Source organism: Chryseobacterium sp. CFS15, from assembly GCF_031118795.1.
Classification (GTDB): domain Bacteria; phylum Bacteroidota; class Bacteroidia; order Flavobacteriales; family Weeksellaceae; genus Chryseobacterium; species Chryseobacterium indoltheticum.
The window spans coordinates 384,085-397,773 of the sequence record NZ_JAVHYL010000001.1 but is presented as its reverse complement, the minus strand read 5'-3'; the positions used below and the strand labels follow the sequence as shown (position 1 = coordinate 397,773).

The window sequence follows — 13,689 nt, the reverse complement described above, 5'->3', positions numbered from 1 at the left end:
CATCAACCTTTCAAAATTTTCTTACGAATTCGGCTGATCGTTTCCGGAGCCAAACCAAGGTAGGATGCAATCAGATTATGTGGAACTCTTTTGATCATTTCGGGATTTTTTTGAACTAACTGAAGATATTTTTCTTCAGCTGTATAACTGTTTGAAGCTATTAAACGATAATCTTTTGTCACCAAACTATTTTGATACAAAATCCTAAAGTAACGATCCATCACTGGAATCTTCAGCATTAGTTTATCATAATCTTCAAGAGTGATCATGAGCAATTCTGTTTCTTCAACTGCATCGATATTCAAAACTGCTTTTTCCTGATTGATAAAACTCTTAAAATCTGAAATCCACCAACCTTCAAATGCAAACATATTGATATTTTCACCACCTTTTTCATCAGTAAAATAAGACTTTAGCAAACCTTTATTAACAAAAGAAAGGCATTTACAAACATCGCCTTCCTGCAACAAATATTGTTTTTTCTTCAATTTTTTAACCGAAAAAAAAGACTGAAGTTCAGTTTTTTGTTCTTCAGTTAAACTGACTTTGTTTTGAATATGAGAAATAAGAATGTCAAACATTTGAAAAAATATAAAACAAAATTAAGGTTTCTCATCAGACTTTTCAAAATCATAGAGATTGATTCCTACTTCTTCATTTTTAGTTTTATATACCGCTGTTTCCAAAGGATAGAAAAAGAATTCTCCTGCGCCCCGAATTTTTGCATCTTGCAAATGTCCGGCAATTGCAGAATAATCCTGTCGGCCCAAAGTAATGTGAAGATGAAGCAACGGTTTTTCGTCAAGTACAGAAACATTTCCAGAAATATTGGTCACTTCCATTTGTTCATCAAACTTTTTATCAACATAATCTTTCGTCGAGAAGTCAAAAAACCTCAGCGTTGCTTCACTTACCGCACCAATTCCTGTTACCTGACCAGATTTGATATTCTGATTTAGTACAAAATCATTCAAAGCCTGTACAATGCTAGATTTGTCTTTAATGCTAACAATATAATTGTTTTCAACTTTTTTGGCGGTCCAAAGTTCACCTTCTAAAATTCGTTCGTTCATAGCTTATTAAATTAATGGTTGATTTTCTTCAGAACTGTGTTTTAAATAAAACCACAAAAGCGCAAACAGATACAAAGAATGGAGTAGTTGCGCTTCAATCGCTGACCAGTTTTCAACAGAACTGCTTCCCAAAATCAAAATACTCATCAAGGCAATTGCAGAATATATCGTTAGTTTAAGTTTAAAACCAATTAAAAGAGAAATTCCTATAATCGCTTCTAAGAATGGCAAAACATATCCGAAAGGCGTAATCAACGCTTCAGGAATTGCAGATTTTTCCATAGACTTTACCATTCCTTCGGTGAAGGTCTGCAATTTTGGTAATCTTACTAATCCGTGTCCTGCTAATGAAATGGCAATTGGAAGTTTTAAAAAGAAAAATATGGTTTTAAAGTCTTTCATAGTTTACTGACTTTTCAGTTTTTTCATAAATTCTGTGATAGCAGGTCGCAAGTCTTCAAATAAAGGATGTTGCTTGTTTTTTAGCATCACTTCTGTGAAAAGCTTTAGCCCTAAACTAAATTCGTTTGCGGTATTTTCATCCTCAAAAATATTTTTAGATTTTATCACCTCAAAAATTTTAAAAAGATCATCATGATTTTCAAATTCAAAACTTAGTTTTTTTTCAGCTGAAGAACCATCTTTAAGCGACAGTTCATTCAGTTGAAGTTGGTATTTATTATTTCTTTTTTCCATAATTTATCCTTTTGGAACGGGTGCATTTTCTTCTATTAACTTTTCTTTCTTTAATTCTGCCCAGAAACCTGCAGGAATTTTTGCTTTAAATGAAGCTGCATTTTCCTGAGCCTGTTTAACGGTGTGAGCTCCCGGAATCACTCCTGAAACCACGTCCGGAGCAGCTGCAAACTGAAGAGCAGCCGTTCTTATATCTACTTTATGATTATTGGCTACACGCTGTAAAGACGCCAGTTTTTCTTTAACTCCGGCTGGAAAGTCTCCATTATATAAATAACGGTCTTTACCGGACAAAAAGCCTGCACACAAAGGTGCACCGACAACAATTGAAATATCTTTTTCAGCAGCTTTCGGGAAAACTTTATTCAAATCATCTTTGTGATGAATCAATGAATATTGACAAGCAGATAAGAAAACATCGGGATCTGAAACTTCGATGGCTTTTAAAATGGGTTCAATCGTGTTTACGCCAAATCCCCAGCCTTTAATCAAACCTTCTTCACGCATTTTGATCAATTCGGGCATAGCCCCTTTTGCGGCAATATCAAAATATTTTTTCCAATCGCCTTTCATATCCTTGTTATCAGGAGACAGATCATGAATGAAAACAATATCTAATGAAGCAACGCCCAATCTTTGCAAGCTGTCTTCTACACTTTTTCTAGCTCCTGCAGCAGAATAATCGTAGTCATAAGAAAAATTGAGTTTTCCTTTCCATAACCCGTCTAATTTGAAATCATCGTGAGGTTTCAGAATTCTTCCGATTTTTGAGGAGAGTGTAAATTCATCACGTTTTTTATCTTTCAAAAACAATCCCATTCTGTGTTCGCTAAGACCTAAACCGTACCAAGGTGAAGTGTCAAAATAACGAACTCCGGCATTCCATGCTGCTTCAATGGATTGCAGACATTCAATATCCGGGTTGGCATTAAATCCATTTCCTAAAGCAACCCCGCCAAAGCCTGATTTATTTTTTGGTCTGAATCTTTTTCCAAGGCCTGTATTTTCAAATTGTTCCATACTATTTTCTTTTAATAATTGGGATGCAAAAGCAGGAACGGCAGATGATGCCATTAATCCTGCAGCTGCGAGCCCGCTGTTTTTTAAGAAAGTTCTTCTTTCCATTTTATTATTGTGAGTGGTGATTTTTAAAATTTAAAAAGCATTGACCAGATCGTCAATAGTTTTTAATTCTTCTTTGCTTAAGCTAATATCAATTGCTTTTGCATTTTGTACAGCCTGTTCCGCATTTCTGGCTCCTGCCAAAGCGATGGTAATTCCGGGTCTTTCTATTGTCCATCTCAAAACAAGTTGTCCTAAACTTGCATTATGGTTTTCTGCAATTGGTTTTATTTTATCTAAAAGCTGATTTGTTTTTTCAATAAACTCTGGTTGGAAGTGTGGCAGTTTTGCTCGGTGATCTCCTTCCTGAAATTTGTAATCTGTAGTTATTTTTCCTGTCAGCAAACCTCTTTCTAAAGGACTGTATGCCAAAATAGATTTATTGTGTTCTATACAGTAAGGAACTGTCTCTTCCTCAATTCCACGATTGACCATACTAAACGGAATCTGATTGGAAACTAAATTCAAAGTTTTTTCTGCCTCTGCCATTTGCTGAGCATTATAATTACAAACTCCGGCAAAACGAACCTTTCCCTGATCGATCAATCTTGAAACGGCTTCAAAAGTCTCATCAATCGGCGTGGTAGAATCGGGCCAGTGAATTTGATACAGATCGATATAATCTGTGCCTAATCTTTTTAAACTTTGTTCGCATTCATAGATGATGCTCTCTTTCCCTGCATATTTATAGACATCAATATCTTGTCCGTCATTATTTTTGCTGTGCATTGCAAAATCTCCTTTCGCCAAATCCCAACGCATTCCGAATTTTGTAAGAATCTGTACTTTATCACGGGAAATACCTTTGATGGCTTCACCCACTATTTCTTCACTTGTTCCTTGTCCGTAGATAGGAGCCGTGTCAATAGAACTTACACCAACATCGTAAGAAGCTTTTATCGCTTCAATAGCGTCATTTCTATCTGTACTTCCCCACATCCAGCCTCCAGCAGCCCAAGCTCCAAAGGTGATTGCTGAAATTTCTAAATCGCTGTTTCCTAATTTTCTGTATTGCATTGTTGTATATTATTTTTTATGATGAATTCTGAATAATGAAAGATGCAGAATAAGCTTTACAAATTTTTAAAAAAGCTTTAAAACGCTCTTAATCCTATAAATCTCAATCCTATTTCTTAATCTTTGGGTATTACGAACATTTTTTGACATCAAAAAATCAACCAAATTCGATTTCTTAAAATATGACGACAACTATTTAATTTTTTAGAAGAACCTTTCTCCGGATACATGCATTCACCTGTGTTAACAGCGAAACCCTTTCTTCAAAGAAGACAAGCCAAGATTTGACGAGAGATAAAATATTTTAATGAAAGCATTCTCCCAAAATATCAAATTTCTGTTTTTAGTCACTTTAGAATTGATAAATCTTCCGGAAATTTGTAAAAAATAAATCAATGAAGGTTATAGATATTGAAAACTGGAACAGAAAAGAACATTATGAGTTTTTTTCTAAAATGGCGAGTCCATATTTTGGGTTTACAACAGAAGTTGAATGTACCAAAGCTTACAACACAGCCAAAGAAAATGGCATTTCATTTTTTGCCTATTATCTTCATAAATCGATGGTCGCGGTAAATTCTGTAGACGAATTGAAATTGAGAATTGTTGACAATCAAATTATTTTATTCGATGAGGTACATGGGGGAAGCACAATTGGCAGAGCGGACGGAACTTTTGGATTTTCATTTTTTCATTATTCTGAAGATTTTGAGACTTTTAACGAAGGGCTTCAAAAAGAAATTAAATCGGTGCAAAATTCCACGGGTTTAGGAATAAGCAATGATGTATTGCCGATTAATCACATCAGACACACCACAATCCCATGGAGATCTTTCTCAGCTTTGCTTCATCCTACCAATTTCGATCCTAAAGAATGTATTCCGAAGATTACATTTGGGAAATTCAGTATTCGTGATGGCAAGAAATATCTTCCTGTCTCTATTGAAGCTCACCACGGATTAGCAGACGGAATTCATCTGGCAAAATATATAGAAGAATTTGAAAGACAATTAAGCTTATAGCAATTGATGGTTTTTAGTTGATTATTTATGGATTAGAGTTCAAAGTACTATAAATTAAAAATATATTCTTTTTTCAACCGCAAAAGAATCAAGAGATTGTCCTAGGATTGAGTTATTCAAAAGCTTGCAAAACGATTGGCTATTCAGGCTTTTTAGATTTTGTAAACTTTTGAATTTCTATTTTTTCAATCATTTCTTTTGAACCTTTTGCGGTCATATATTTTCAAAAAAGTACAAAGAAAAATCCTGATTTCTCAGGATTTTATTACCAATTATTCAGTCCGTTTTCTAATGCTTTTTTATAGTTTTCTTCATCAAAAGAGTAGAGATCAGGAGATTTGTGGGCACCGCCACGACGTTGCTCATCTAATTTTCTAAGAATACCCAAATTCTTTATTTTTCTGTAGAAATTTCCACGGTTAAGCTCTTTCCCTAAAATAGTTTCATAGAGTTTCTGTAGTTCTGAAAGCGTAAATTTTTCCGGTAACAAATTATAGCCAATCGGTTTGTAAGAAATTCTTTCTCTAAGCGTTAATAAAGCTTTTTCTATAATTTCACGATGATCCATTGCCAAGTCTATGTCTTTGAGCTGGCTGAGATAAACCCATTCACATTTGTCACTAAGCTCATCCACAACAAGATTTGCATTATCGGGATTGTATAACGCATAATAACCTATAGAAACAAAACGTTGTTTCTGCCACAGAGATTCATCGAAATCTTCAAAATAAACTTCGCTTCTTTTATTTTTACCAAAAACGGCAAACTCTTCCAAATATACATCCGAAATTCCTGCTCTTTCTTTTAAAACGCGCTTAGCGGCATCGTCTAAATCTTCTTCTTTTTTTACATAACCTCCTGGTAAAAGCCATTGCTTTCTATAGGTCATCTGAAGGAGAAGAACCTTTAATTCACTTTGATCAAAGCCAAAAACGACAGGGTCTGCAGAAAGATGCGGAAGAAAAAGATCTTTTGCCTCCTCAGATTTCTTTAAAAATTGTTGTTGTGAATCCATAAAACTATTTGTGAATACTTATTGCGACAAATTTAAGATTAAAATTTAATATTAACTTAATAATGCCATTTACAAGCTGCTTTTTTGGTTTTATATTTAAAGAAAGTTCATAATGAAGCAATGATGTTTTTGTTTTCAAAGTAAGGGTAAGTTAATTAAAATCAATTATTTAATTAAGTAATTTTATTTAATGCTATCCTTAAAAGCGATAATCTCAGATAAAATTATTGTCTCAAATTAAGAGATTATCAGTAAAAGGGATTATCTTAGCCTCTTAATTTTAATGTATATGATAAATAATGAAGTAAAATCTAAAAGGAATTATACCATTCCTCTGATTACCATTACGCTTTTATTTTTTATGTGGGGATTCATCACCTGTATGAATGACATCCTTATTCCATACCTGAAACAGCTTTTCAAACTGACCTTTTTCGAATCGATGTTGGTGCAGTTCTGTTTCTTTGGAGCTTATTTTATAGGTTCGCTAATTTATTTTCTGGTTTCCACATCAAGCGGAGATCCCATCAACAAAGTAGGTTACAAAAAAGGAATTCTTTTTGGGATTTTTCTTGCAGCTTTCGGATGTATTTTATTTTATCCGGCAGCAACATTCTCTTCTTACGGATTGTTTTTAGGCGCTTTATTCGTTCTTGGATTAGGCTTTACCGTTCTTCAGATTACGGCAAATGCTTATGTTTCGCTTTTGGGTTCGGAAGATTCTGCATCAAGCCGATTGAATATGACGCAGGCTTTCAACGCATTCGGAACAACGATCGCTCCGGTTTTGGGCGGACATTTAATTTTTGAATTCTTCTCTGCAGCAGACGGATCTTTCTCTGCTGTCGCAACGAGAATTCCTTATTTAATTTTTGCCGGAATTTTATTATTGGTGGCTTTATTGATTTCAAGAGTAAAGTTGCCATCTTTCCAAACTGCGGAAGAAGAAATTGAAAAAGGCTTTGGAGCTTTTAAGTTTAATCACTTAAAGTTCGGTGTTTTTGCAATGTTCTGTTATGTAGGTGGGGAAGTAGCAGTAGGAAGTTTTATTATCAGCTTTCTGGAGCAACCTCAGATCATGAATCTTTCTGAAGTAGTAAGTAAAAACTATCTTTCTCTGTATTGGGGTGGTGCGATGATCGGGCGTTTCTTAGGTGCGATTTCGTTAAATCATTCAATCAGTCAGGGCAAGAAAGCATTATATATGTTGGGAGCTGCAGCTGCGGTTTTCCTTGTGATCTTCAGCATTGTTGATCTTACATTTTCACAAATAAGTTTCTTCCTGGTATTTATTGCTTTAAATTTTGTGGCATTCTTTGTAGGAAAATCTGCTCCGGCAAGAACGTTATCGATCTTTGCAGGAATCAACGTTTTATTACTGATCTCAGCGATGTTAAATCACGGCGAATTAGCAATGTACAGCATTTTAGGAATCGGAATTTTCAACTCGATTATGTTCTCTAATATTTATACTCTCGCTATTTCAGGATTAGGAAAATATACGAGCCAAGGATCTTCATTGGTTGTAATGGCTATTTTAGGAGGTGCGATTGTTCCTATTTTCCAAGGCTATTTGGCAGATGTTTTCGGAGTACAGCAATCATTTATCATTCCTGTGTTCTGTTATATTGCCATCTTAATTTTTGGTGCGTATTGTACTAAATATTTAAGCCATGTAAAACAGGATGCTGATGCAAAATCTGGACATTAAGATTTTTAATTTTATATAGGGAAAAACCTGCTTTGAAGCAGGTTTTTTTGTTTGATTTACTAGATAAGCATGAGGTGAAGCTTGCGCTGGTACTATAATAATTTATTAAGTTGGTGCTGGCTCAAGTATCTCGTTCGTAATGAATGCAAAGACTAACAAAAATTTTGATAACTTCTGAAGCTGGCGCGAGCGTCTCGCTCGTGCCTAACACTAAAGATTTACATCAATTTTCAAAACATCTTCAAAATCATCACAATAATTTCTTGCACTGCTATATTTCCATTCCCAAGGTTCTATAATAAAACCAGATTCAACAGGATTTTGATGGATGTAATTTAATTTTTGTTTAAAAACTTTTAATGACCATATTTCTATGGGTTGATTATTCTGCTGCCAAAATTGATATTCTTTCACATTAGAATTTTTACTCCCTGCTTTTTTAAACATCCAAAGCATCCATTCTTTTCTGCTTTCTTGGTTGTTTTCTTGAATTGCAGTAAGCATTTTTCTGGATGTAAACCCTTTAAAATCCCTAATCAGTTCTGAAGGTTTTCCATTACCAGAACGAAATATTAAATGAATATGGCTAGGCATAATACAATAGCCGAAGATGATCATTCCTTTATTCTTTCTACAATAATCTAAAGAATTGATGATGATGTCGAAATATTCTATTCTGGTAAAAACATCTATCCAATAAACAGTTGCAAAACTTATAAAATAAGCACCATCTTTTTCGTGAAATTTATATTTTCTACTCATTGTGTTTTGTTAAAATAAAAATACACTTTTTTGTCTATTACCATATTGTATCTTGTTAAATGTGGTTTGGTTATAAAAAAGCACGAGCTGGAAGCTCGCGCTAGCGTATGATATAAATACAATTCTTACGGTTTCCACAATAAATAAATAAATAAATAAATAAATAAATAAATAAATAAATAAATAAATAAATAAATCCAAATTCAAAATCTTCCGTACTGAAAGTAAAATATTTAAGCATATTAAAGATTAAAATAAAACACAACCTACAATAAGTATAAACCAACAAATCAAGCATTCCGTACACCCACAAAACCTCTAAACCGATAGATTAAACCCTCTGCACACCTACAGAATATCTAATCCAACAGAATAAACTCTTCTTCACACTACAAAAAGTTTAAACCAACTGTTTTACTCAAATGAAAAAATGAGTATCTTCATACTTGAAATATTTAAGATAATTTCTAAACAAAAACACACTTGATTATGAAAATTTCATTGACAAGGCTGAGTACGAAAGACTTGGCTACACTTACACAACGTATTATCAATACATCGGATTCCGGTACTTATGGAGTTATTACCAACCATCCGCTTCTTACAGAGCTCAAAACAAACTATGCAGGTTACGATGCTGTTTACGCCAAAGAACCATTCAGTGGTAGAGGCGGAGATGTTGCGGGTGCAGACAGAAATAGGGACATTGCTTTCAGAAGCTTAAAAAACTTCCTGAACGGATACCGGAAAATGCCTACCATGCCCAATTATCATCTTGGTGAAGATTTATTTGAGATTTTTAAAACCTACAGTCTCAATCTTGACAAAATGAGTTATTCATCGCAAACCGCACAGATGAAAAAGCTCATTGAAGAGCTTGAAACTTCGGAAAATATTCAAAAGCTCAATGCACTGTTATTACTTCCTTCTTTTAATGAAATGAAGGCTAAACATGATGCTTTTGAATTGTTATTTGCAGAACAGGCAGGAGCAAATGCCAATCTCAGACAAATGAAAAATGCATCGGCAATACGCAGAGATCTCGAGAAAATCTTAAAATCTTTTCTGTACATGATTACCGCCATGAAAGACATTCAGGATTGGAGACTGTTGTATGCGGATATGAATGAACTGGTAAAAGCTGCAAAAAATTCCACGCTAAATAAACCCAACGATAACATCCAGTAAGCATGAAAAATTTCCTTCCTTTGGAGGGGTGGCGAAAATTTAAAGAATTTTTGACGGGGTGGTTACATAAAGGTAGACCAACGTCAATTCGAGTGTCCCGATGCAATAGGGATGTATCGAGAATCAATGAACGGAAGCACAAAACCTGTTTCCATAAAACTTCTTGATACGCTTTTTTGCAAAAGCTACTCGAAGTGACGGCTTTTCGGAGAAGTATACTTGATAATAAAAAACGAGAACCTTTTACAGGTTCTCGTTTTAGGTTTTAAGTAATGTTCTCGATATAAATACTTTTCAGAATTTTACTTGAACTGACGGGGATGATCATTAATCCTCCAGATAAATTTCTTTATCTGCTTTTCTTGATTTTAGTAGCATAAAAGCTAATCCCAATCCAAGTCCGGCAACCAAAGCAATTTTGGTTTTCTTTCCGGGAACGGGAAGAATGGTTTCTCCATATATTCGATGAGGTTCTGATGAAGGTTCAAGTACATTTCCGGAATCGGATGGTGCGTTTTTAAGTTTCATCATTAATCGCATTCCTGCAGAAGCGGTATTGATAATGATTTTTGGAAACATTTCGTAAAGATTTACTAGAGCCCGTGATCTGAAATCCGGGAAAAGATCTTTCTGTGGCTCTTTTGCCAACTGTACAATTTTTTCAGCGGTATCTCTTGGGTCTGAAGCAAACGATGGAATTTTAAAATCAAGTCCTGAAAACTTTGCAGAATGCATATTTCCCGTTGATCTTTGGATTTGCGGATAAAGATTGGCTATATGAATATCGGGATAATCTGAAATTTCGCCATGAAGACATTCCATCATTCCACGGATTCCGAATTTTGTTGCTGAATAAACTGCACTGTAAGGAGCGGGCATAAATCCGCCAATTGAAACATTATTGATAAGAATTCCCTCATTTTGTTCCTTGAAAAGCGGTAAAACAGAATATGCTCCGTGCATATATCCGAAAAGATTGGTTTTAATGACCTGTTCGTGAAGATCCATCGGTATTTCTTCGAATTTTCCACTTGCCATTACTCCGGCATTGTTAACCCAGATGTCGATTCTTCCAAATTCCTGTACGGCAGCTTTTACAAGATTTTCTACCTCTTCCGCTTTCGAAACATCAGTGGAAACGGCAATGGCATTTACGCCTAAATCTTTGCAGATATTTAATGTTTCATCTAAAGCTTCCTGACCTCTTGCTGCGATAACAATATTGCAGCCTTCAAAGGCAAAGGCTTCGACTGCAGCTCTTCCGACTCCGCTGGTTCCTCCTGTAACTACGACAGTTTTACCTCGAAGGCTTCTTTTTTCTAAACTGTTTTGTGATTTCATATTGTGATATATTTTATATTGAGACAAAGTGTTATCTGTTACGTATCTATTTTTACACCAAATAAGGATTTTGGAGACATTAATTTTAAACCTACTCATTATAAAACAAAAAACACGGACTTATTGTCCGTGCTAATTTTGAAATAATATTTAATCAGATGTTTTATCTGTATAAATCGAGTTCCAGGAAATTGTTATTTTTTTGAAGTTCTTCTTTTCTTTCTTTTTCAATTAATTTTAGCATCTCATCCTGAGAATATGTTTTACCATCGAAAGTAATTGATGCTGAAACGGATACAGGGGCTGAAATACTTGTGGAACCTGAAGTTTGTCGCAGATTTTTTGCAGGATCTTTTTTGTAATCACTCCAAAGTTTTTTGAATTTCTCTTCGTTGATGACTATTTCCCTTGCTTTTTTATTTAAAATTTCATCCGGACTCACTTCTGTTTTTCTTGTTCCAATAAGTGTAAAACTATGGTCACCTTTAGCATCTTCGGCTTTTACAATTAAACCCGGAAGACCACAAAATTCGTGCGGACCGTCCTGAATTGGGATCTCGGGAGCAAACCAAACATTCCATTTTCTTCCATACATAGTTGTTGTCGCTTTTTGAACATCATATCCTAAAACCTTAGATTTTTCGTTGCTTATTTTCCAATCAAGTTTTTTATCATTATTAATCAATAAGTCGTTTGAACTAATTTCTTTTTTCAAAGTACGCTTATAATCAGGATATGTTTTTATAACTTCTGTATTTACTTTAGCTTGCTTCAAACTCGTAAAATCAAAATGCACCTTCTGGGTTGTCCGTGCATCTTTAAATGCTGCAGTCATGGTAGAATCATAAACAGCTTTTACCTGACTGTAAAATTTCGATCCTTTAGGTGTAGTCTGCAAAACCATGTTTTCAGTATCTGATTTATCGCGGTTCAGTGAATCTATTTTGAAAGTGTATTCGTAAATGAACTGGTTAGATTGTGCGAAATATAAGGCTGTCATCATCAATAACAGAATAGATAATTTTATTTTCATACTGTGAATTTTGTTAAAATTAATTATTGAAAGGTGATACTTTCTTCTTTGGTATTATATACGATTATATTTTTGTTGCTTTCTCCTTTTTTTGATACCGTTTTCGCATAAAGTAGTTTAAAATCTTTTGGATTGTAAATAGTAACCGTATTGTTTTTCTCGTCTATCGTTACTTTTTCAGCATTTACCAAAGAAATGTTTTTTGTTTTTAGCATTACATTTCCTGTCAGAATAATTGTTCGATTTTGAGTATTTTTTTTGATGTTATCTCCTTTATATACCATTTTAGGTTCAGACTGTACTTCCTGAGCAAAAGTATTTTGAGAAAACAAAAGGAGTGTGAAAATTCCTGAGATTGTAAAAAGTCTTTTCATATATATTCAATTTTATAAAACGAAAATACACTTAATTCTCAATGCTGTGGAAAATTTAATATTATTTATGATTTCTAAGAATTTTTTAACTAAAACATTGACAGTAAAAAGCTTCACGTGAAAAAAGACAAGAGATATACAAAACCGGAATTAAAAATAAAAGCAGAAAAGGAACATTAATCAAAGCAATAGAATATTGTTTCTTATAAATCCTGACAATAGAATCTGTAATAAAACCCACCATCAGAATAATCAAAACAAATACAAGCAGAAATGCAATACCCAAACCGGCATCAGTACGATGCTCACGTTGACGATTGGCTTCGAAAGCCATTTCAGAATAGAAATATAATAAGAGCAAAGGGATTGCTATAGCCAAAATTCTGATGATAATATGTTTGGTAATTTTCATAGATTCAAATTAATTATTTGTTTGTCACTTTCATATTCTTTTTTAAACTTTGTGAAGAAAGATCATTTTCAAAACTGAACGGAACTGATTTTAAAGTCTTTCCTTTCTCCGGAATTAAGACATTAAAATGCAAATGCTCACCGGAAGCAAAACCAGTCATTCCACTCAAACCAATCGGTTGATTTCTTTCAACTGCATCACCTACTTTCACCAGGCTTCCGTCTTTTTTTAAATGTACATATTGCGTAAATAGCCCGCTGTGAGGATGATAAACAGTGATGTAATTGGCATAAGGAATCCATTTTCTATCGTTTCCGCCATATTCATAATCTTTAATAACACCAACTACAAAACCATCATCGGCACTTGTGATGGTATCACCGGTTTTCATATCAAAATCTACGGCATACCTGCTATAATCATTATCGTGACTAAAGCTTCCTTTATTGGATTGCATAATATGGTATGTTTTACCTTTCGGAAAGGGGAGTGCAAGATTATTTTGTTTAATAATTTTATCGTTATCACCAAATGCCTGATTTATATTGAGTTCTAATTTTTCAACATCGATATTTTTAGCGAATATCTTTATTTCAGCAAAAGAATTTTCATAGGCTATCACTTTCAAGGTATCATCAATTAAATTTTTACTTTTTAAATAGTCCGAAAAAATTTTAATTCTCAAAGGACAAGCCAATGGATTCTCAATTTTAAGAAAAAGTGTATCGTTGCGATAATCTTGTTTATAACTATTTCTAAACTGATTCAATTTCACCTTTGGAAGTTCCTGCGCATTGCAAAAGGAAAAGCAAAAAAATAAAAGAAGAGAAATAACTTTGGAGAATTTCATACGGCTGAATTTTATCAAAAATAAACATTTTTATCACAAATATTTGAAAATTAAACTTTTCGCATCTTAGTTT

General features: G+C 33.9%; 16 protein-coding genes. 3 read left to right on the top strand and 13 right to left on the bottom strand.

Annotated elements, in window-relative coordinates:
- Positions 1-2 precede the first annotated feature (2 nt).
- Genes OH814_RS01960 through OH814_RS01935 form a run of 6 tightly spaced genes read right to left on the bottom strand, consistent with a single transcriptional unit; the run spans position 3 to position 3,908 of the window.
- Positions 3-581 carry a Crp/Fnr family transcriptional regulator gene (locus OH814_RS01960; RefSeq protein WP_308826894.1) on the bottom strand — a complete coding sequence of 193 codons (579 nt, stop codon included), beginning with the start codon at positions 579-581 and terminating at the stop codon, positions 3-5.
- Between the two features lie 21 nt (positions 582-602).
- Complete coding sequence (locus OH814_RS01955) at positions 603-1,073, bottom strand: DNA-binding protein (RefSeq protein WP_308826893.1); 471 nt, start codon at positions 1,071-1,073, stop codon at positions 603-605.
- 6 nt (positions 1,074-1,079) lie between these two features.
- Positions 1,080-1,475: a MauE/DoxX family redox-associated membrane protein gene (locus OH814_RS01950; RefSeq protein ID WP_308826892.1), complete on the bottom strand. Its 396-nt coding sequence runs from the start codon at positions 1,473-1,475 to the stop codon at positions 1,080-1,082.
- 3 nt (positions 1,476-1,478) lie between these two features.
- Positions 1,479-1,769: a DUF3861 domain-containing protein gene (locus OH814_RS01945; RefSeq protein ID WP_066678299.1), complete on the bottom strand. Its 291-nt coding sequence runs from the start codon at positions 1,767-1,769 to the stop codon at positions 1,479-1,481.
- A gap of 3 nt (positions 1,770-1,772) precedes the next feature.
- Entirely contained in the window at positions 1,773-2,894 is a 1,122-nt protein-coding gene (locus tag OH814_RS01940; protein ID WP_308826891.1) for an aldo/keto reductase, read from the bottom strand.
- Positions 2,895-2,924: 30 nt separating this feature from the next.
- Positions 2,925-3,908 (bottom strand): aldo/keto reductase, encoded by a 984-nt coding sequence (locus tag OH814_RS01935; RefSeq protein WP_308826890.1) that lies wholly within the window; start codon positions 3,906-3,908, stop codon positions 2,925-2,927.
- 395 nt (positions 3,909-4,303) lie between these two features.
- Here OH814_RS01935 and OH814_RS01930 point away from each other — a divergent pair, with 395 nt between their 5' ends.
- A complete protein-coding gene (locus OH814_RS01930; RefSeq protein ID WP_308826889.1) occupies positions 4,304-4,930 on the top strand; it encodes a chloramphenicol acetyltransferase in 627 nt (208 codons plus the stop codon).
- Positions 4,931-5,195: 265 nt separating this feature from the next.
- Here OH814_RS01930 and OH814_RS01925 read toward each other — a convergent pair whose 3' ends face one another.
- Complete coding sequence (locus OH814_RS01925; protein ID WP_076558552.1) at positions 5,196-5,945, bottom strand: NUDIX domain-containing protein; 750 nt, start codon at positions 5,943-5,945, stop codon at positions 5,196-5,198.
- A gap of 289 nt (positions 5,946-6,234) precedes the next feature.
- Here OH814_RS01925 and OH814_RS01920 point away from each other — a divergent pair, with 289 nt between their 5' ends.
- Positions 6,235-7,656 (top strand): sugar MFS transporter, encoded by a 1,422-nt coding sequence (locus OH814_RS01920; RefSeq protein WP_076558554.1) that lies wholly within the window; start codon positions 6,235-6,237, stop codon positions 7,654-7,656.
- Between the two features lie 210 nt (positions 7,657-7,866).
- Here OH814_RS01920 and OH814_RS01915 read toward each other — a convergent pair whose 3' ends face one another.
- Positions 7,867-8,418, bottom strand: a complete 552-nt coding sequence (locus tag OH814_RS01915) for a transposase (protein ID WP_308826888.1) — start codon at positions 8,416-8,418, stop codon at positions 7,867-7,869.
- A gap of 489 nt (positions 8,419-8,907) precedes the next feature.
- Here OH814_RS01915 and OH814_RS01910 point away from each other — a divergent pair, with 489 nt between their 5' ends.
- Positions 8,908-9,606, top strand: a complete 699-nt coding sequence (locus tag OH814_RS01910; RefSeq protein WP_308826887.1) for a DUF6261 family protein — start codon at positions 8,908-8,910, stop codon at positions 9,604-9,606.
- 327 nt (positions 9,607-9,933) lie between these two features.
- On the opposite strand, the gene OH814_RS01905 is transcribed toward OH814_RS01910, so the two are convergent.
- From OH814_RS01905 to OH814_RS01885, 5 genes are all read right to left on the bottom strand, one after another.
- Positions 9,934-10,947, bottom strand: coding sequence for an SDR family NAD(P)-dependent oxidoreductase (locus tag OH814_RS01905; protein WP_308826886.1), 1,014 nt, complete (start codon positions 10,945-10,947; stop codon positions 9,934-9,936).
- Positions 10,948-11,110: 163 nt separating this feature from the next.
- The gene (locus OH814_RS01900; RefSeq protein WP_308826885.1) at positions 11,111-11,980 is read right to left on the bottom strand and encodes a GLPGLI family protein; all 870 of its coding nucleotides are present in this window, start codon (positions 11,978-11,980) and stop codon (positions 11,111-11,113) included.
- Positions 11,981-12,003: 23 nt separating this feature from the next.
- Positions 12,004-12,354: an LptA/OstA family protein gene (locus OH814_RS01895; RefSeq protein WP_308826884.1), complete on the bottom strand. Its 351-nt coding sequence runs from the start codon at positions 12,352-12,354 to the stop codon at positions 12,004-12,006.
- Between the two features lie 85 nt (positions 12,355-12,439).
- Positions 12,440-12,766: a hypothetical protein gene (locus tag OH814_RS01890; RefSeq protein WP_076558564.1), complete on the bottom strand. Its 327-nt coding sequence runs from the start codon at positions 12,764-12,766 to the stop codon at positions 12,440-12,442.
- 13 nt (positions 12,767-12,779) lie between these two features.
- Positions 12,780-13,616, bottom strand: a complete 837-nt coding sequence (locus tag OH814_RS01885; protein ID WP_308826883.1) for a M23 family metallopeptidase — start codon at positions 13,614-13,616, stop codon at positions 12,780-12,782.
- Between the last annotated feature and the right edge of the window lie 73 nt (positions 13,617-13,689).